This window comes from Bacillus sp. ES1-5 (genome assembly GCF_022487605.1).
Classification (GTDB): domain Bacteria; phylum Bacillota; class Bacilli; order Bacillales; family Bacillaceae_G; genus Bacillus_A; species Bacillus_A wiedmannii.
Window position 1 is genome coordinate 346523 of the sequence record NZ_JAKVPU010000005.1, and the last position, 18841, is coordinate 365363.

Here is an 18841-nt window from a genome sequence, read left to right on the forward strand (position 1 = left end):
GGTTGATATTTTACGCAGGAACCGAATGGTTTGGTTTTCGCACGCTATTTTCTTCCTGCAACCTTCTATATCAAGTTATCAAAGAACTTCATGTAGCTAGTTTATCAAAAGTTTTTGGCTATGCTAAACCGAAAGAATTCTCCTTCACGCGTCTCTGGAAGGAGAATTTTTCCGGTAAATTCGTTAAAATTTATATTGCATTCTGATTAGATAACGCTTACAATTTGATTTGTAGGTGGTATCAATTTCAGACTTTCAAGTATGGTAGGAGAGAAGAGGCTACCTTTAATAAATTGCAATTTATGTAAACGCTTACTGATTTTAGTTAACAGTTGAATAGTATTTAGGGGTTTTAAATTTTTTTAACAACAATGGTCAGACGTCATTCGTTATACGTTATACGACCAATAACTCGTGGGAGAAGTGGAGGATTCACATATGAAGATCGTAATGTTTCTAGTCGGTTTACTTGTAGTATTTGTACTAGGGTTCCTTATCAGTTCAGATCGTAAGAAAATTAAATATAAACCAATTGCACTTATGCTTGTCATTCAATTGGTACTTGCGTATTTCTTACTAAATACAAAGATCGGATTTGTATTAGTAAAAGGGATTGCAGATGGGTTTGGCGCTATTTTAAAATTTGCGGAAGCAGGGGTTAATTTCGTATTTGGTGGTTTAGCGAACGATGGACAAGCACCATTCTTCTTAACAGTATTATTACCAATTATTTTCTTAGCAGTATTAATCGGGATCTTACAACATATTAAAGTTTTACCGATTATCATCCGTGCAGTCGGTTTCCTATTAAGTAAAATTAACGGCTTAGGAAAACTAGAATCATATAATGCAGTAGCAGCTGCAATTGTTGGTCAAGGTGAAGTATTCATTACAGTAAAAGATCAACTAAGCAAATTACCGAAAAATCGTTTATACACACTTTGTGCATCTTCTATGTCAACAGTATCGATGTCAATCGTCGGTTCTTACATGAAAATGATTGATCCAAAATATGTAGTAACAGCACTTGTATTAAACTTATTTAGTGGATTCATTATCGTTCATATTATTAATCCATATGAAGTGAAAGAAGAAGACGATATTTTAGAATTACAAGAAGATAAAAAACAAACATTCTTTGAAATGTTAGGCGAATATATTATGCTTGGTTTCTCTATCGCTGTAACAGTAGCGGCGATGTTAATCGGTTTCGTAGCATTAATTACAGCAATTAACGGTGTATTCGATTCAATTTTCGGAATCACATTCCAAAGCATTTTAGGATATGTCTTCTCACCATTAGCATTCGTAATGGGTATTCCAACATCAGAGATGCTAACAGCAGGACAAATTATGGCAACGAAATTAGTAACGAACGAATTCGTTGCAATGCTTGATCTTGGAAAAGTAGCTGGTGATTTATCAGCTCGTACAGTAGGTATTTTATCTATCTTCCTTGTATCATTTGCGAACTTCTCATCAATCGGAATTATCGCAGGTGCAACGAAGAGTATCGATGGTAAACAAGCAAACGTTGTATCTTCATTCGGATTAAAACTTGTATACGGTGCAACGTTAGTAAGTATATTATCAGCGATTATCGTTGGGGTTATGCTTTAATAAAAACAAACGAAGTCGTTTATCTCTCGCCTAGAGGGATGAGCGACTTTTTTATTTTGGTATGATAAATAATATAGAGAGGGGTGATTAGGGTGAAAGAACGAGATAGTTTAAGGGAGTTTGATGAGATTATAGAGAACATTGATCAATTAACTGGAGAAGATGCTAGAGCGTTTTTGAAATTTATACATGGGTATTTAAGTATAGTAGGGGTAGGAGATGGGACGTTTACTCATAGTGACTTTGTTGAAAAGGTTTCAGAGCTTTATAAGAAGGATGTGGCGGGGGTTATTCAGGTTAGAGAAGAAATAAAAAAATCACCTTAATACATTCATTAAGGTGATTGGAATACTACTCAGCTGGAGGCGTAAATGTACGTTTCTCTAATTCAGCATCTAGCATAAATAGTGCGTTTGAATCGCTTGTAATACGTTTTAATTTTTGGATGATGCTATCGAATGAAGATTCTTCTTCTACTTGCTCATCGACGAACCATTTTAAGAATGTAATTGTTGCATGCTCACGCTCATCCCAAGCGATATCAGATAAGTTGTAAATACGCTTCGTTACTTCACGCTCGTGCTCAAGTGCCACTTCAAAAGCGTTCAGTACAGATTCGTATTTGTTATTTGGATTATCAAATCCAGTAATAATAGCGCGCTCACCGCGGTCATTAATGTAGTTGTAAAGCTTCATTGCGTGGAAACGTTCTTCTTCAGCTTGTACAAGGAAAAAGTTAGCGAATCCATCATAGCTCTCAGCTGTACAGTAAGCAGCCATTGCCATATAGGCGTGGGCAGAGTAAAATTCAAAGTTCATTTGATCGTTTAATGCGTCGTGCAATTTTTTAGATAACATAAAATCCCCCTTAGTATTTTGACAAGAACATTATACCATAATTGATAATATTCTCATTTGGATACTTCGAACCTTTTCGAAAGCTTTGTGACGTGTGCCTCCATAATGTCTTGTAAATCTAAATCATATTTTTGTGAAAGAATAATAAGATTAGATAGTACATCACCAAGTTCTTCTTTTAACTCTTGTTTTAGTTCTTCTTCTGTTTTCACTTTTTCGTCAGGACGATCACGGCCAATTTCGATTGCACGAACAACGCGTGAAACTTCTCCAACTTCCTCTGTTAAGAAATTTAAGCGAATAAAGGAATTATACTGTGACCAGCTTCGTTTTTCGTAAAATTCCTCCACCCATCTTTGAAATGCGACGATATCCATTTCTTCCTCATCCCTTCAATATGTTGTACAATGTTCATTGTATCATAACAATATATAGTTTCGGGGTGTAGGAATGAGAAAGATTTGTGTGTTTGCAGGTTCCAACTTAGGGGAGAGACCAGAATTTAAAGAGCAGGCAATAGCGTTAGGAAAAATGTTTGTTGAGAACGATTATGAGCTTGTATACGGTGGTTCTTGCGTAGGATTAATGGGAGAAGTGGCAAACGAAGTTCTTCGCTTAGGCGGACGTGTAACAGGTGTTATGCCACGCGGTCTATTTCGAGGAGAAATTGTTCATACAGGGCTAACAGAATTAATTGAAGTAGAAACGATGCACGAACGTAAAGCGAAAATGGCAGAGCTTGCGGATGCTTTTATTGCATTACCAGGCGGATACGGAACGTTTGAAGAGCTATTTGAAGTAGTATGTTGGTCACAAATTGGTATACATAATAAGCCGGTTGGTTTATTGAACATAAAAGGCTTTTATGGGCCAATTTTGCAAATGGTCGAACGTGCAGCGGAAGAAGGGTTTATGAACCCATCAAATAAAGAGTTAATAGTTGCTGCTGAGACAGCAGATGCACTCATTCACAAGATACAAAATTACGAGCGTCCTGTTTTAGGAACGAAGTGGAAGCAGCTATCATAATACAATTTTATAGATATTTTTGGAAACACATGTCATTTTACTTTGAAAAGGCATGTGTTTTTAATTTAGTTAAATATGTTAATGTTTAGATGTAATGTTTTTTTGAGGGGAGAAATAGATGGAGGAGTTTGTGTATTTACGTCCTGTTTTTAAAAGTATATTAGCAGCATCTATTCTTGTTATGCTAATTGTTTCAACACAGAAGAAAGAGCTAATTAATGAGTTTTCGCTTTGGTTTATTTCAATATTGTGTATTGGTGTTTCGGCGATAACACTCTTTATAATTGGCTTTATCGTTGATAAGTATAATCTAGCCGGAGATGTGCATAGTTCTAATATGTTTATTGCGATTGGTTGTATTAGCGGTTTGAATTTTATTATTTATTATAGACGGCAATAAAAAGAAGGCATTCCATATTACTTTGGAATGCCTTTATCATTTTGATTACTTTGTTTTTTATACAGGTACCAGCCACCCCAGCCGCCACCGATTGCTACAACAACGAGGAAAGCATAGTCTTTCACCTCGATACGTATATTGAAAATGTTAGCTATAAGTAAGAGAATCCCAACTGTTATTAACGCAAAAAATGCTCTAATTAAGTAGTCTTTCAACTGAACCACTCCCGCCATTTAAGTAGTAAATGATGAATATGGAAAAGCTTTTTTGGATCTATTTTACTAAAGGGTGTTACCTATATTTTAACATAAAAGGGATTGTAATATATTGATGAAAGTAGGGGGAAGGGGTGCTAATATTGTCGTGTTTTGTCGGTAAGTCGATATAATGAAAAAATCGTTGATATATTTTGAGTTATCGTCAATATATTTGAAAAATCGTTGGTATAATTTCATGTATCAGCACGTGCGACAACCCCATAGAAAAAAGCGACTCTAAACAAGCCGCTTCCGCTTTAAGTGATATCCAGCTCCAGCGGCTAGAATCTCCGGTCATTTCGCTCTCTCGCTCGAAGCAAAAAGCGCTTCAAGGTCGAGAGCTCCAATGTCCTGCGATTCTGAACGAGCCGCTTCCGCTTTAAGTGATATCCAGCTCCAGCGGCTAGAATCTCCGGTCATTTCGCTCTCTCGCTCGAAGCAAAAAGCGCTTCAAGGTCGAGAGCTCCAATGTCCTGCGATTCTGAACGAGCCGCTTCCGCTTTAACATAATATCCAGCTCCGGTGGCTAGAATGTTCGATGGCTTCGCTTCTTCCTGCGAGGCAAAGAGCGCCTCTACGTCAAAAGCTCCATCCCCCTCACATTCTGAGCAAGCCACCTCCGCTTTTAAATATATTATTGATTCAAGAACGCACGTAGCATCCAAGCGTGTTTTTCTAGTTCTGTGTAGATGCCTAGTAGTAGGTCAGATGTCATTTCGTCATCAGAGTTTTGAGCGATTTCCATGCCTTTTTTCAGTTCGACTAGCATCATTTCGTAGTCTTTCATGATTGCTTCAACCATTCCTTCTGCAGTTTCTCCGTATGCTGCTTCTTGAATAGAAGATAGTTCTAAGTATTCTTTCATTGTTGCTACTGGTTTGCCGCCAATTGCTAAAATACGTTCTGCAATTTCGTCGATGTGAGTAGCTGATTCTGTGTAAAGTTCTTCGAATTTCTCGTGTAATGTAAAGAATTGAGGTCCTTTTACGTACCAATGGAAGTTGTGTAATTTTGTGAATAAAACGCTCCAGTCTGCTACTTGTTTGTTTAATACTTCGATTACTTGTTTGTTCATTATGATCAATCTCCTTTTGAGTTGTTATGTGATATCAATTACTAATTTATAATTATTATAATCTAGTAATTCGTATAAATCAACCCTTTTGCTGGAATTAATTTGAACAAATTATGAACTGTTATAAATAAAAATCCCTATTACTGTGGAGTAATAGGGATTTTTATTTTGATATATAGCTCTTGTTCTAAACGAGCCGCTTTCGCTTTTAATTGTTATACAGCCTTTTGCTTCTCTTCTATATCCTGTCCATCCCAGCACTCTGTATTCTGTAAGCCAGGGATAGAACTTGCAACGAAGACAGGATCTTTTCCTTGTTTCTTTTGCTTTATATAGTCTACTAAAGCTGCGTATGCAAACTTGCTAAGGAATGAGATGGCAATTAAGTTTGTGAATACCATTAGTCCCATAAAGAAATCAGCTAAACTCCAAACTGTTTGAAGGGCAGCGATAGATCCGAAGAACACCATTCCGACAACTGCAACACGATAAATCAGTAACCATGTTTTGCTTTCTTTAATGAATGCGATGTTTGTTTCACCATAATAGTAGTTTCCTAGTAAAGAACTGAAAGCGAATAGGAAAATAATAATCGCTAAGAAAGTGCTTGCCCACGGTCCAATTTGTGAACTTAATGCTCGTTGTGTTAATTCAATACCTTCTAAATTCGATCCTTTGTAAAGTCCAGAACATAATACGATAAATGCTGTTGATGTACATACTAAGAATGTATCTACGAAAACACCTAATGCTTGAACAAGTCCTTGTTTTACAGGGTGAGATACATCTGATGTTGCTGCTGCGTTAGGGGAGCTACCCATACCTGCTTCTGTCGCGAATAAACCGCGCTGAATTCCGAATTTGATTGCTGCTCCAATACCACCAGCGATAGCTTGGTCTAAACCAAATGCGCTGTTAAATATTTCTGTAAAAATGCTTGGTAACATATTGAAGTTGTTAATTACGACAAAAATAGCCACACCGATATAAATGATCGCCATTGGAGGGACAATCATTTCTGTAATACGTGAAATGCTCTTGATACCACCAAAAATAATAACTGCAACTAATAAAGCTAATAGAGCTCCTACGATCGTTCGCTCTAGTCCAAAAGCATTTTCAAACGCTATTGTTACTGTATTTGCTTGTACAGAATTGAAAATTAATCCGTACGCAACTGTAATAAGAAGTGAAAACCAAACACCCATCCAGCGTTTGTTTAATCCTTTTTCCATGTAATATGCTGGTCCACCACGGAACCTGCTTCCATCTTTTACTTTATAAATTTGCGCGAGCGTACATTCTACGAAACTAGTAGCTGCTCCAAGGATAGCGATAAACCACATCCAAAATATTGCGCCGGGTCCACCCATTGAAATGGCTAATGCTACACCAGCTAAGTTTCCGATACCGATACGTGCCGCTGCACTTAAGCAAAATGCTTGGAATGGAGAGATGCTATCTTTCTTTTTTTCTTTTCGATTAAACCCTTTACTAATTAAACTGACCATCTCACCGAAATGAGTAATTTGGACGAATTTTAATTTGAAAGAGAAATAAAGACCGAAGCCGATTAGCATTGCAATAAGAATATATGACCATAAAATATTATTCGTTACCTCAAGGAATCTGCTAAAGATATCAACCATATAATACACTTCCTTTTTTCCGTAATAAGAAAATTATATGCAAAAAATATACGAGAATCAATTTTTCTAAAAAATTATGTTACATAAACATATTTTGTGTTATGATTATGTTACATCGTAATATTTTTAGAATTATTTACATTTTAAAAAACTAAATTTAAAACGAGAAAGAGGGGATAATTTGAAAGAAGAATCTTTATTGAATATAAGTCTTAAGAGTTTGAAAATGAGAAGTAATATATTTTTTATCATTACATCTTTAAGTATCTTTTTAGGAGCCACTTATTATTACAATAAAAGATTTCCAAGTCATAGGTATCCTGAATGGTTAGAATTTCTAAAATTGATTGGATGAACAAAAGACAGAAAAACAGAAAATTAAAATAAAGAAGTTATGGAGGAGCTAAATATGAATATTAGAGAAAGTGAACTTCCGGGTATTGGTTATAAGTTTCAAATCGTTACGAAAGGTAACGAAAAGATGGTGATTGTCATTCATGATGATGGGCGTAGAGAAATGTATCATTTTGATTCAGATCATGAAGAAAGTATCTCAAGTATTTCATTACGTGACTCAGAGGCGAGACAAATTGCAGCAATATTAGGTGGAATGGTATACAAACCTAGAGCATTAGAAAATGTTGAAATGGTCTTTGAAGGTTTAGCAATTGAGTGGTTTAAAGTGGAGAATGCAGCTCCGGCAATCGGAAAAACAATTGGCAACCTTGAAATAAGAAAAACATATAGCGTAACGATTATTGCAGTTATGAAAAAGAATATGAAAAAGCTATTCAATCCAGGACCAGAAACGGTAATTGAAGAAGGCGATATGCTTGTAGTTTCAGGTGAGAGAGAAGAAATTAAAAAAATTATTAATGAGTTACTTTCGAATAGGGGGACTGACTAGATGGATACGTTAATTTTTGAAGTTGGTACAGCTTTAGTTTTAGTAGCAATTGCGGCGGTAATTGCTGGAAAGTTTAAATTCTCAGTAATTCCTTTTCTAATTGTTCTTGGAATGTTAGTAGGACCGCATGCACCGACAATAGGTGTTATCGATCTCAAATTTATTGAAAGTGCGAGTGTAATTTCCTTCCTTGGACGGATTGGCGTTCTGTTCCTTCTGTTCTACCTAGGACTAGAGTTTTCGATGAAAAAACTAATAAAATCTGGACGTTCCATCGCGATTGGCGGAACAATCTATATTTTAATTAACTTTTCACTTGGATTATTATACGGGTTTATAATGGGATTCCCTTTACTAGAAATCTTAATTATTGCGGGTATTATTACGATTTCTTCTAGTGCTATCGTTGCTAAAGTGTTAGTGGATTTAAGAAGAACTGGTAATAATGAAACCGAATTAATTTTAGGAATTATTATGTTTGAAGATATATTCCTTGCTGTATATTTATCAGTTGTATCTGGTTTAGTTCTAGGAGATCATGCTTCCTTCCTAGGTGCTCTTACTTCAATTGGAATTGCTTTAGGATACATGCTTCTATTCTTTATTGTAGCTAGAAAGGCGACGCCTTTATTAAATAAATTGCTCAATATTAGTTCAGATGAAATATTCATTATTGTAGTATTTGCTTCGTTATTCTTTATTGCAGGATTCTCGGAAACAATTCACGTTGCTGAAGCAATTGGAGCACTTCTTTTAGGATTAGTTTTCTCTGAGACAGAGCATAGTGACAGAATTGAACATCTCGTTGTTCCATTTAGAGACTTTTTCGGAGCTATTTTCTTCTTCAGTTTTGGATTAAGTATTGATCCGTTCTCATTGGGCGGAGCGATATGGCTAACGTTAGGTGCTGTCCTTCTTACAATCATCGGAAACTTTGTTGCAGGAATGATTGCAGGGCGACAAGCTGGATTATCTCATAAAGCGTCAACAAATATTGGATTAACAATTGTTTCAAGAGGAGAATTCTCCATCATTATGGCCAATATCGGCATCGCTGGTGGTTTAATGTCAGTCTTGAAACCATTCTCGGCACTATACGTGCTTATACTATCCATCTTAGGTCCACTTCTGACGAAAGAGTCAAAGAATGTATATAAATTTTTAAATAAAATCTTTAAGTGGGATACGAAGACTAACTAATTTTAAAAAAATAAAAGTACAAGATATTTACTGCTTGTACTTTTATTTTTTGCAATGAAAACAGTAAAGAGAGGTACATGATGTTAGGAGAGTTGATTCATTCCGTTTTAGTTTTTCTAGAAGGACTTGGTTATTGGGGAATTATGCTTGGGTTGATGTTAGAGGTTATTCCGAGTGAAATCGTATTGTCTTATGCAGGTTATTTAGTATCAACAGGCAGCATTACGTTTTGGGGCGCTGTCGCGTTCGGTACAATTGGTGGTGTAATTGCACAACTATTCATTTATTGGATCGGTCGGTACGGAGGAAGACCCGTCCTTGAACGATATGGAAAATATATTTTAATTCAAAAGAAACATATTGATTATGCTGAAGATTGGTTTAATCGTTACGGAACTGGCGTTATTTTTACAGCACGTTTTATTCCTGTTGTACGTCATGCTATTTCGATACCAGCGGGTATTGCGAAAATGTCACATGCTAAGTTTATTACGCTAACTACACTAGCTGTTATTCCATGGTCAATTGTATTTGTATATTTAGGTTTTAAATTAGGAACAGAGTGGGAAAGTATTAATAAAGTAGCTGGGCCATATGTGAAATACTTTGCACTTGCAGCTATTGTTTGTGCAATTGGTTACTTTGTATTAAAAAAAGTGATGAAAAAAAAGTGATTACGTAAAAAGAATCTATGCTGACATAGATTCTTTTTTTATTGTCATTTTTTGAAAGAGGAAAGAGTAGGTTTAATATTTTACATATTGTGGCATACATATAGGAAAAGGGAGTTTGGGAAGGGGATTATAGAAAAATGGAACTCCAGTTTCAAAATGTATATCAACAAGTTGAGAATTGGTATGTGTTGGATTCGGAGCTTCCTTGGGATGTCAAAAGGCTTAGAGATGATTTGTTTTCACTGATTGAAGTATGTAAAACGCCAGTTATTTTTTGTGATACGTGTGATGCGAATTATGTGCTTCTATCATTAGGAGAAGAAGAAGAGGAATTCTTATTCCCAGTAGGTGGTTTTTACCATAAAGAAAAACAATTAATTTTTGTTTGTATGTGGGAAGAGTATGAGCAAGTGCTCAAAACACTACTGCATGAGTTTCGTCATGCGATGCAGCATAAGAGAGAAGTATTGTATGTTGGAAGTGAAGTGTACGAAGATAGATGGATTGAGAAAGATGCGAGGAAGTTCGCGGAGAGGAAATTAGATGAATATAAAAATAGAAAGTTAATGTAAAGCATAGTGGAGAAATGGCACTGTGCTTTCTTAGTTAATTACTAAAAGTAAGTGATTGACTTTTACAAAGTTTAGTTCTAAACTAATGGTATGAAATGAGCGAGGTGATAGAATGAAGACAGAAGATAGACTCGGATTACTATTATGGTTTCGTTTATCACGTTTTTATAACAAAAGTATTCGTGAGACGAATCAGCATTTGAAAGAATGGAATGTATCTGCCGCTCAGTTTGATGTGCTAGCTCAAGTTGGAGGACATAATCGTCTAACGCAGCAAGAGCTCGGAAATAAACTATTTGTTACGAAGGGAAATATCACGCAGCTATTAAATAAAATGGAGCAGCTGGAGTGGATTCATCGTGAACAAGAAGGTACTACAAAATATATTTCGTTAACAGAAAAGGGAAAAGCTTTATATGAAGAAATCGTCCCGCCTCAAGAAACGTTCCAAGCGGAGCAGTTTCAAAATTTAAATGTAGAAGAACAACATCAATTATTACAATTACTAAAAAAATTACAGTGAGAAAAATTTTTAAAATAAATCTTGAATTCGAGATAATATGAGGTGAAGGATATGTTTAGAAAAGTTGATCATAAAAATATGGGAAGAGCAAATCACGGTTGGTTAAATACACATTTTCATTTTTCCTTTGCGAATTACTATAACCCGAATAACATGAACTTTGGAGCATTGCGTGTAATTAATGATGACCTAGTAGCACCGCAAACTGGTTTTGATATGCATCCGCACCGCGATATGGAAATCATTTCGTACGTTGTAGATGGTGCTTTAACACATGAGGATAGCATGGGGAACCGCGGAACAATTGAGCGAGGACATGTTCAATATATGAGTGCTGGCACAGGTGTATTTCATAGCGAGCATAATTTAGGAAATGAAACACTACGTTTATTACAAATTTGGATTTTACCAGATCGTGCGGAGCATAAACCAAACTATGGTGAGTTTACATTTGATTGGAGCAAGCGTGAAAATGAATGGTTCCATATGGTATCTCCAGTAGACGGAGAGGCACCAATTCGTATTCACCAAGATGCAAATTTATATTCTTTATCGTTAGATGCCGGAAAAGAAATTCATTTTCCTGTGCGAGAAGGCCGTCAATTGTATCTTGTTCAAATTGAAGGAAGTAGTGTAATAAATGGTGAAAAGCTTGTTATGCGTGATGCAGCAGAAGCGATAGATGAGGATATTCATATTGAAGCGAAAGAACGATCACACTATTTAGCAATCGAATTGAAAAAATAATCGAATGTTTATGGAAAAGAGGACACCCAATAGGATGTCCTCTTTTTTTGAGTGGAATTGTCAGAAAAATTTTTCTCAATATTTAGAAAAAGGTATTAGCCCGGAAAATAAGAATTGTATAAAAGTGTCAAAAATCTTTAGGGAATGGGGAATGTTATAGTGAAAAAGCAAGTCATTTCATCAGCATTAGCCTTAACTGTTATCGCCGGGGGATTTGGAACATTTGGAGCAACGACAACCAAAGCGGAAGAACAAAAAATTCAATATCATCAAGAATTTAAAACGCCTGCATACATAGGTGAAGAATGGAAAGCACCAGAAGGACTAGATAAAAAAGAGACAGTCTTTCAGTATTTAGAGAGTAAGAAAGATATGTTTAAATTAGCAGGAAATATTGATAAACATTTCAATGTCGTTGGGGAAGAAAAAGATGCTGAATCTGGCACAACACACGTGAAGTTAGTTGAGAAACATAATAACATTCCTGTGTATGGTTCAGATCAAACTGTTACACTAGATAAAGAAAATAATGTAAAAGCATTCTTCGGACAAGTTATTCCGAATTTAGAGGATAAAAATATTCCTGCGTCTGCAAGCATTAGTGCGGAACAAGCAGAAACGATTGCAAAGGCAGATATTGAAAAAGAAGTTGGTAAAGTAAAGAATTATGACGGTGTGAAAAAAGATTTATTTGTGTATGAAAAAGATGGAAACTACTATCTTGCCTATTTAGTTAAGGCATCGATTTCAAAACCAGCTCCAGGATATTGGCATTATTTTGTTGATGCAACAAATGGAAATGTTATTGAGAAATATAATGCTGTAGATAACATTACTGGATTTGGTTACGGAGTATTAGGTGCTAGACAATCATTTGAAATTGCTCAAGATACGAAAACAGGACAATTCAACTTGTTTGATGGTAAACGAGGACAAGGTGTTCATACATTTGATGCAGAAAATATGGACGAGAACTGGTTTAACTTATTCTCACAATGGCTTGGATACACAGGAGAAGAAGTTGAGAGTAAATCTAAGTTCTTCGAAGATAAAGCAGCGGTTGATGCGCATGTAAATGCAGGAAAAGTATATGATTACTACAAAAAGACATTTAATCGTAACTCTTTCGATGATAAAGGCGCGAAGCTTATTTCTACTGTTCACGTTGGAGAAAGTTGGAATAACGCAGCTTGGAATGGTGTGCAAATGATGTATGGTGATGGTGATGGGAAAACATTCATTCCATTATCTGCTGGACTAGATGTTATCGGTCATGAATTAACGCATGCTGTAACTGAACATACAGCAAACCTTGTTTATAAAAATGAGTCAGGTGCGTTAAATGAATCGTTATCTGATATTATGGGTGTCATGGTTGAGAAGAAGAGCTGGGATTTAGGTGCTGACATTTATACACCTGGAAAACCTGGTGATGCACTTCGTTCTCTGAAAGATCCAGCATCTATTCCAAATCCATTAAAACCAGGTGAAGGTTACCCAGATCATTACAATAAACGCTACACTGGAACAGCTGATAATGGCGGCGTTCATATTAACAGTAGTATTAACAATAAAGCTGCATATTTAGTATCTGATGGTGGAGAGCATTACGGTGTGAAAGTAACTGGAGTAGGCCGTGAAGCGACAGAAAAAATTTATTACCGTGCTCTTACGAAATATTTAACTGCAAACTCTGACTTTAAGATGATGCGTCAAGCTGCTCTGCAGTCAGCTGAAGATTTATATGGTAAAAACTCTAAAGCTGTACAAGCTGTAACGAAAGCTTATGATGCAGTAGGCGTAAAATAATAAGAGAAAAAGACCTGACTAGGATGTCAGGTCTTTCTTTATTTAGTCGCGAATACCTAATGCGATTTTCGCCATACGTGACATGCGTTCTTTAGACCAGGGCGGATTCCAAACGACATTTACTTCTATTTCATTGACTTCAGGTACGTTCGTTGATAATACTTTTTTTACGTCTGATACAATTTGCCCAGCCATTGGACAACCGATAGAAGTCATCGTCATCGTAATGACAGCATTATTATTTTCATCTGCTGTAACGTCATAAACTAATCCAAGATTAACAATATCAACACCGAGTTCAGGGTCAATAACAGCTTCTAAGTTTGCATATAACTTTTCTTCAAATGCTTGTTGTGACATGTGTAGCACCCCCTACATATTAATGATATCGATTCTCATTATAACGGATATATATATAATATGCAGGGAATGAGCTCAAAAAAATATTCCTCTTGAAAGAGGAATATTTTTTGAAAGCTATTCAGTTTTGAAATGAGATACGAGTTGATCTAATTCTTCAACTGTTTGTTTCATTTGTTTAGCAGTTTGTGTCATCTCATTCATCGTAATGACTTTTTTCTCAGCAGATTGTGCTGTTGTCGCTGTTTCACTAGATACTTCAGTCGAAATAGAAGCGATGTTATTCAGTGAAGCGTTCATTTCTTCAGCACTTGCAGCCATTTCCTCAGCGGTTGCTGAGATGTCTTGCATTTGAGTAGATACTTTATTTACTTGTTCCACAATCGTTGTGAAAGAGTTGCCAGCTTCACGAATGACATGAATGCCTTCAAATGCTTCCGAACGGCCTTGGGACATCATAGAGCTCGCAGTTTCGGTGTCTTGTTGAATTTGATGTAGTAGTTGGTTAATATCTGTTGCCGCTGTTTTAGATTGTTCAGCAAGTTTTCGAACTTCGTCAGCTACGACAGCAAAACCTTTTCCTTGTTCGCCAGCACGAGCTGCTTCAATAGATGCATTTAAAGCAAGTAAGTTTGTTTGTTCTGCGATATTAGAAATAGATTGTACAGCTGTATCAATATATTTCGTGTGGGTGATTAGACGTTCGACCACTTCTGACGTAGCATTTACCGCGTCGTGAATCGTTGTCATTTGTGAAACGGATTTTTGAATAACTGAACTTCCATCGTTAGCTTGTTCAGATGTAGTTACAGCAAGTTCAGTTACAGATGCAGCAGATTCAGCAATACGCTGAACGCTTACTGTCATATCGTCCATTGCAGTTGAGCTTTCTTCCATACTAGAGGCTTGCGATTGAATATTTGCATTTAAGCTAGACATCGAGCTTTGAACTTTTATTGTTGCCTCGCGTGATATATTTGTCTTTTCTAGCATATTTTCAGAAGCATTTTGTACTTCTACAGATGTTTTTTGAACACGATTGATGATATGTTGTAGGTTTTCTAACATTTTATTAAAGGATGTTGCGATTGCACCAATTTCATCATTACTATTTACTTGTAGGCGAGCTGTTAAGTCACCTTCTTGAGATGATAATTCTTTTAGCTTATTATCAATTTGTTGAATTGGTTTTACAAGTTTACCAGAGAACCACCATGCAAGAATGATAGCTACGATAATACAAATAACAAGTGATAAGAAGATAACATATTCAATTTGTAGTGAAGATTGATCAATTTTTTTGATAGATTCGTCACGTAACTTGGCTTGTTCATTACTATAATTTGTGAAGTCACCAATTACTTTATAAACGGCACCATTTTCTGCATAAGCTACTTGTAGAGCCTCTTCCCACTTTTGTTCTTTTGCAAGAGTGAAAACTTTTTCTTCAATAAATTTTCTCCAAGTCGATCCTGATTCCATTGTATCTTTCACGGATTGAGAAATATTTGGATTAGAAAGAAGTTTATCTTTTGAATCCTCCAGACGTTTACTCATCTCATTAAACTTGTCTAATTCGACTTGATCATGTTGTAATAAATAACCTCTTAAAGCAGAAAGTTGTACCTGATAAGCGTCTCCACGTTCTTTCAATTCTGTTGCAAGGGGAGAAATTTCTTTTTGTAAAGCTTCAGCTTTATGAGATTGGTCAATAGCAAAAAATAAAATAAAAGCTAAGGCGATTCCAAATAAAGCACAAATCGTTCCCATCATGAACATAAGTTTTTTTCGAATGCTAATAAAATTCATATGATAAAAAGCCTCCTTTGTGAAATCTTAGTATTAGAATTAATAAATTTAAAAAATTGAAAGAAAGCTTTACTCCATCTGGAACAAAGCTTTCTTCTTTCCTTTAGGAATTATAGCAGACGGAATGGGAGATAGAAAGAGATATTTTAAGGTGAAAAAAGAGAGACTGTAAATCTCTCTTTTTAATAATTTGGATATCATAGAAGTATAAATGAAAATTTCGCTTTAAACGTTTGTTTTGAAATGGGAAACGAGAACTTCAAGTTCTTGTACGGTCGTTTTCATTTCAGAAGCTTTTTTAGCAACGACACTCATTTTGTTTACTTGGTCACCAGCCGAAGTCGCTGTTTGTGATGTTTCGGCGGCAACTTCATTTGAAATAGAAGCGATGTTATTTAAAGCAGCATTCATTTCTTCTGAACTTGCGGCCATTTCTTCAGCAGTTGCAGACATTTCTTGCATTTGTGTAGAGACTTTGTTAATGTGGTTAACAATTTCCGAGAATGAAGATCCAGCGGTACGAATGACTGTAATTCCTTCCGAAGCCTCTGACTGACCTTGTGTCATCATTTCATTTGCTATTTTTGTGTCAGCTTGAATTTGATGAAGTAAATGGTTAATGTCAGTTGCTGCTAGTTGAGATTGTTCAGCAAGTTTTCGTACTTCATCGGCAACAACGGCGAATCCTTTTCCGTGTTCGCCAGCACGAGCTGCTTCAATTGAAGCATTTAAAGCGAGTAAATTTGTTTGTTCCGCGATATTAGAAATGGATTGAAGTGCAGTATCAATATGATTCGTATGTGTAATGAGTCGCTCTACTACTTGTGATGTAGCGTTAACAGCTTCGTTAATGGTATGCATTTGTGTAATAGATTTCTCAATGACTTTATTCCCACTATCTGCTTTTTCAGCAGTTGTAACAGCTAGGCTAGTAACAGAAGAGGCAGATTCAGCAATACGCTGAACACTCGTTGTCATATCATCCATTGCAGTTGAACTTTCTTCTATACTGGAAACTTGTGAACGAATATTATGCTCAAGAGCATTCATCGTTTCTTCGGTTTTTGCGGTATTTTCCATAGACGTAGTTGTTTCGATAAACACATTTTCAGACGCTTCTTTTACACTTGTTGATGTTTGTTGCACTTGTTTTATGATACGTTGTAAGTTAGCGAGCATTTGATTAAAGGAATTGGCGATATCACCAATTTCATCTTTACTCGTTACGTGCAATCTAGCAGTTAAATCGCCATCTTGAGAAGCTAATTCTTTTAATTTCTCATCAATTTGTCGTATCGGTTTAACGAGTTTACCAGAGAACCACCATGCTAATAAAATAGATGTTAACGTACATGTAATGAGTGAGAAGAAAATAATATATTGAATAAGAGATGAAGAAGACTCTACGTCAGCAATTAATGCGTCACGTTTATCATTTTCTTCATTTGCATATTTGGTAAATCTACCTAAAAGGTCGTTTACATAATCGGTTTGAGCTAAAGCGATTTTGGATGCTTCGTCCCACTTTCCTTCGCTAGCAAGAGGGAGGACTTCATTATCTATGACGCTTCGCCATTTTCCTCCCATTAAAATGGCTTCTTTCATTCCTTCTGGAAGTTTTTTATCACTTGTTACTTTTTCTCTAGTATCAGCTAGTTTTTTTCCTTCTCGGTTGAATTTATCCAATCCTTTTTGATCATGTGACAGTAAATATTCTTGTAAACCAGCAACTTGTGCTTGGAACCAATCACCGCGTTCTTTTAAAATCGTTGCTCGTTTTGATACATCATTTTTTAACGTTTCAATTTCGCTTGCTTGGTTCATAGCGAATGAAAGAATAACAATAAGAGCAATACTAAATAAAGAAGAAATGCTTAAGAGTGTGAACAGTAGTTTTTTGCGAATACTAACATATTTCATCGTTATCCCTGCCTTTAAAAACTATTTATTATGATTTATAAATATTAAGAACGACATTAATAAAAACATCATTATGAAGTTATTAATCTGTTCAATGAAAATTATAGCAGATAATGGAAGATGGCAGATTCATATGAGTAAATGTTCTTAAAATGTATACATTTGTATATCAAAAAGTTCATAAATAAAAATGAGAAATGCTATTGTAATTTGAAATAACATCATGTATACTTCTAATTAGTTGATAACGATTATCACTATCAACTGTAACATTACTCTTCGTTATGTTGGTCATACCCCTTTTTGACGACGTAAGTCAGAGACGAAATGTTGAAATATCTTGTGTCCTATTCTACAGAATTATGGTAATCTCCAACCTCAACTTATATGCGTGAGCATGCAAAAAGGATCCTATCCGTGAAGGGATCCTTTTTTGCATGCTGTCGCAATTAATGTATATAGGCCTGGTATTTGTTCTTCAATTCCTTCCGGTGCAGTAGGAGGGAAGACCCACCTTTGATGAGACCCGTGTTCTTCAACTAGTTTTTCAACTTTAAAATGTTCTTGTGCAAGTGTTGTAATAATTTCTCCTAGCGTCCAGCGACGGATGGTTGTTTTAGGTAATGCTTCTTTCTGCGCTTCTGTAAGAAGGATGCTATAAGCAACATCATCTTCAATCAATTCTTCATCGAAATAATTTCCATTGGCCCGAAATGATGGGTGGTCTACTCCTAATAATTTCGTGTAAACAGGATGATAGTCACGAAGGATAAGCGTTCCATCGCCTTTAAGCAAGGTAGCAATTTTTTGAAAGAGCGCTTTTAAATCTAGAAAGTAATGGAGTACACCAAGTTCCAGTAATACGATATCAAATGATTTGGAGAGCTGCACATTTAATACATCAGAAACGACATACTGGATAGAGACACCTGCTGCTTCCGCAAGTTCATTTGCATATTTTGCATTACTTGCCGAAATATCAACAACTGTTACGTCAGCTCCTAAAAGAGCGAGAGCAACGGCTTTATTACCTTTTGACCCGAGTAAGTTAATAATACATTTTCCTGTTGAAGATTGTATGTAAGATAAATAGTGATCTACCTCGCGCACGGGATCTTCCATAAGTTTTTTTGCATAATCGGCTGGTGCCCCGTGGCGATTCGTCCAAGCTTCATAAGCAGCTGCATTCCAGCTTTTTTCATTACGTTTGCTTAGTTGTTTTTGATTCAATCGTATCACTCCTTTTGTGAACGTATAGTTATTCGGCAGGGGGATGGGATTTCCTTTTCTTTCTGGATAAAAGTTTGATTTTTCTGTTATTAAGTCGTACAATACTTGTTATACGTAAAAGCGTTGAAAAGGAAAAGTAGGATGAACACATTCTTTCCAGAGAGCTTCGGTAGCTGAGAAGAAGCAAGAATATTCATTTGAA

The 18841-nt window shown here is 35.9% G+C and carries 20 protein-coding genes and 1 other annotated feature (1 of these 21 only partly in view); of the genes, 11 read left to right on the top strand and 9 right to left on the bottom strand.

Annotated features, from left to right (window positions below):
- The first annotated feature begins 438 nt into the window (after positions 1-438).
- Complete coding sequence (locus tag MKO96_RS18615) at positions 439-1620, top strand: NupC/NupG family nucleoside CNT transporter (RefSeq protein ID WP_000706845.1); 1182 nt, start codon at positions 439-441, stop codon at positions 1618-1620.
- A 92-nt stretch (positions 1621-1712) separates the two neighbouring features.
- The gene (locus tag MKO96_RS18620) at positions 1713-1946 is read left to right on the top strand and encodes a hypothetical protein (protein ID WP_240588324.1); all 234 of its coding nucleotides are present in this window, start codon (positions 1713-1715) and stop codon (positions 1944-1946) included.
- Positions 1947-1971: 25 nt separating this feature from the next.
- On the opposite strand, the gene MKO96_RS18625 is transcribed toward MKO96_RS18620, so the two are convergent.
- Both MKO96_RS18625 and MKO96_RS18630 read right to left on the bottom strand, forming a co-directional pair.
- Entirely contained in the window at positions 1972-2478 is a 507-nt protein-coding gene (locus tag MKO96_RS18625) for a ferritin (RefSeq protein WP_046955624.1), read from the bottom strand.
- Positions 2479-2531: 53 nt separating this feature from the next.
- Positions 2532-2855: a MazG nucleotide pyrophosphohydrolase domain-containing protein gene (locus MKO96_RS18630; RefSeq protein WP_000355764.1), complete on the bottom strand. Its 324-nt coding sequence runs from the start codon at positions 2853-2855 to the stop codon at positions 2532-2534.
- A gap of 73 nt (positions 2856-2928) precedes the next feature.
- Here MKO96_RS18630 and MKO96_RS18635 point away from each other — a divergent pair, with 73 nt between their 5' ends.
- The gene (locus MKO96_RS18635) at positions 2929-3507 is read left to right on the top strand and encodes an LOG family protein (protein WP_098189385.1); all 579 of its coding nucleotides are present in this window, start codon (positions 2929-2931) and stop codon (positions 3505-3507) included.
- 118 nt (positions 3508-3625) lie between these two features.
- A complete protein-coding gene (locus MKO96_RS18640) occupies positions 3626-3907 on the top strand; it encodes a hypothetical protein (protein ID WP_240588325.1) in 282 nt (93 codons plus the stop codon).
- Positions 3908-3924: 17 nt separating this feature from the next.
- On the opposite strand, the gene MKO96_RS18645 is transcribed toward MKO96_RS18640, so the two are convergent.
- The 3 genes from MKO96_RS18645 to MKO96_RS18655 form a co-directional block, all read right to left on the bottom strand.
- Positions 3925-4122, bottom strand: coding sequence for a hypothetical protein (locus tag MKO96_RS18645; protein WP_063225591.1), 198 nt, complete (start codon positions 4120-4122; stop codon positions 3925-3927).
- Positions 4123-4798: 676 nt separating this feature from the next.
- Entirely contained in the window at positions 4799-5239 is a 441-nt protein-coding gene (locus MKO96_RS18650) for a Dps family protein (protein WP_001041897.1), read from the bottom strand.
- Positions 5240-5454: 215 nt separating this feature from the next.
- Positions 5455-6888 (bottom strand): alanine/glycine:cation symporter family protein, encoded by a 1434-nt coding sequence (locus tag MKO96_RS18655; protein WP_088060095.1) that lies wholly within the window; start codon positions 6886-6888, stop codon positions 5455-5457.
- Positions 6889-7297: 409 nt separating this feature from the next.
- On the opposite strand from MKO96_RS18655, the gene MKO96_RS18660 reads away from it, so the two are divergent.
- The 7 genes from MKO96_RS18660 (at position 7298) to nprB (ending at position 13320) form a co-directional block, all read left to right on the top strand.
- Positions 7298-7795 carry a cation:proton antiporter regulatory subunit gene (locus MKO96_RS18660; RefSeq protein ID WP_087955043.1) on the top strand — a complete coding sequence of 166 codons (498 nt, stop codon included), beginning with the start codon at positions 7298-7300 and terminating at the stop codon, positions 7793-7795.
- Positions 7796-8995: a cation:proton antiporter gene (locus MKO96_RS18665; RefSeq protein WP_000380223.1), complete on the top strand. Its 1200-nt coding sequence runs from the start codon at positions 7796-7798 to the stop codon at positions 8993-8995.
- 80 nt (positions 8996-9075) lie between these two features.
- Positions 9076-9669: an undecaprenyl phosphate transporter UptA gene (gene uptA / locus MKO96_RS18670; protein ID WP_000900216.1), complete on the top strand. Its 594-nt coding sequence runs from the start codon at positions 9076-9078 to the stop codon at positions 9667-9669.
- Between the two features lie 137 nt (positions 9670-9806).
- On the top strand, positions 9807-10241 hold the full coding sequence (locus MKO96_RS18675) for a DUF3920 family protein (protein ID WP_240588326.1): 435 nt from the start codon (positions 9807-9809) through the stop codon (positions 10239-10241).
- A 112-nt stretch (positions 10242-10353) separates the two neighbouring features.
- Positions 10354-10764 carry a MarR family winged helix-turn-helix transcriptional regulator gene (locus MKO96_RS18680; RefSeq protein ID WP_000845460.1) on the top strand — a complete coding sequence of 137 codons (411 nt, stop codon included), beginning with the start codon at positions 10354-10356 and terminating at the stop codon, positions 10762-10764.
- Positions 10765-10815: 51 nt separating this feature from the next.
- Positions 10816-11511, top strand: a complete 696-nt coding sequence (locus MKO96_RS18685) for a pirin family protein (protein ID WP_240588327.1) — start codon at positions 10816-10818, stop codon at positions 11509-11511.
- A gap of 159 nt (positions 11512-11670) precedes the next feature.
- Complete coding sequence (gene nprB, locus MKO96_RS18690; protein ID WP_240588328.1) at positions 11671-13320, top strand: neutral protease NprB; 1650 nt, start codon at positions 11671-11673, stop codon at positions 13318-13320.
- Positions 13321-13362: 42 nt separating this feature from the next.
- On the opposite strand, the gene MKO96_RS18695 is transcribed toward nprB, so the two are convergent.
- From MKO96_RS18695 to MKO96_RS18710, 4 genes are all read right to left on the bottom strand, one after another.
- Positions 13363-13680, bottom strand: a complete 318-nt coding sequence (locus MKO96_RS18695) for a metal-sulfur cluster assembly factor (RefSeq protein ID WP_000082523.1) — start codon at positions 13678-13680, stop codon at positions 13363-13365.
- A gap of 117 nt (positions 13681-13797) precedes the next feature.
- Positions 13798-15489, bottom strand: a complete 1692-nt coding sequence (locus MKO96_RS18700) for a methyl-accepting chemotaxis protein (RefSeq protein WP_240588329.1) — start codon at positions 15487-15489, stop codon at positions 13798-13800.
- 225 nt (positions 15490-15714) lie between these two features.
- A complete protein-coding gene (locus MKO96_RS18705; protein WP_240588330.1) occupies positions 15715-17409 on the bottom strand; it encodes a methyl-accepting chemotaxis protein in 1695 nt (564 codons plus the stop codon).
- Positions 17410-17820: 411 nt separating this feature from the next.
- A complete protein-coding gene (locus tag MKO96_RS18710) occupies positions 17821-18639 on the bottom strand; it encodes a class I SAM-dependent methyltransferase (RefSeq protein WP_240588331.1) in 819 nt (272 codons plus the stop codon).
- A 114-nt stretch (positions 18640-18753) separates the two neighbouring features.
- Positions 18754-18841, top strand: a binding site (T-box leader) (it continues 183 nt past the right edge of the window).

Excerpts from the sequence above, each read along its gene's own strand:
- MKO96_RS18655 (WP_088060095.1), bottom strand. The coding sequence starts at position 6,888 with ATGGTTGATATCTTTAGCAGATTCCTTGAGGTAACGAATAATATTTTA.
- MKO96_RS18700 (WP_240588329.1), bottom strand. The coding sequence starts at position 15,489 with ATGAATTTTATTAGCATTCGAAAAAAACTTATGTTCATGATGGGAACG.
- uptA (WP_000900216.1), top strand. The coding sequence starts at position 9,076 with ATGTTAGGAGAGTTGATTCATTCCGTTTTAGTTTTTCTAGAAGGACTT.
- MKO96_RS18635 (WP_098189385.1), top strand. The coding sequence starts at position 2,929 with ATGAGAAAGATTTGTGTGTTTGCAGGTTCCAACTTAGGGGAGAGACCA.
- MKO96_RS18680 (WP_000845460.1), top strand. The coding sequence starts at position 10,354 with ATGAAGACAGAAGATAGACTCGGATTACTATTATGGTTTCGTTTATCA.
- MKO96_RS18685 (WP_240588327.1), top strand. The coding sequence starts at position 10,816 with ATGTTTAGAAAAGTTGATCATAAAAATATGGGAAGAGCAAATCACGGT.
- MKO96_RS18675 (WP_240588326.1), top strand. The coding sequence starts at position 9,807 with ATGGAACTCCAGTTTCAAAATGTATATCAACAAGTTGAGAATTGGTAT.
- MKO96_RS18640 (WP_240588325.1), top strand. The coding sequence starts at position 3,626 with ATGGAGGAGTTTGTGTATTTACGTCCTGTTTTTAAAAGTATATTAGCA.
- MKO96_RS18650 (WP_001041897.1), bottom strand. The coding sequence starts at position 5,239 with ATGAACAAACAAGTAATCGAAGTATTAAACAAACAAGTAGCAGACTGG.
- MKO96_RS18665 (WP_000380223.1), top strand. The coding sequence starts at position 7,796 with ATGGATACGTTAATTTTTGAAGTTGGTACAGCTTTAGTTTTAGTAGCA.
- MKO96_RS18630 (WP_000355764.1), bottom strand. The coding sequence starts at position 2,855 with ATGGATATCGTCGCATTTCAAAGATGGGTGGAGGAATTTTACGAAAAA.
- MKO96_RS18695 (WP_000082523.1), bottom strand. The coding sequence starts at position 13,680 with ATGTCACAACAAGCATTTGAAGAAAAGTTATATGCAAACTTAGAAGCT.
- MKO96_RS18615 (WP_000706845.1), top strand. The coding sequence starts at position 439 with ATGAAGATCGTAATGTTTCTAGTCGGTTTACTTGTAGTATTTGTACTA.
- MKO96_RS18660 (WP_087955043.1), top strand. The coding sequence starts at position 7,298 with ATGAATATTAGAGAAAGTGAACTTCCGGGTATTGGTTATAAGTTTCAA.
- MKO96_RS18705 (WP_240588330.1), bottom strand. The coding sequence starts at position 17,409 with ATGAAATATGTTAGTATTCGCAAAAAACTACTGTTCACACTCTTAAGC.
- MKO96_RS18625 (WP_046955624.1), bottom strand. The coding sequence starts at position 2,478 with ATGTTATCTAAAAAATTGCACGACGCATTAAACGATCAAATGAACTTT.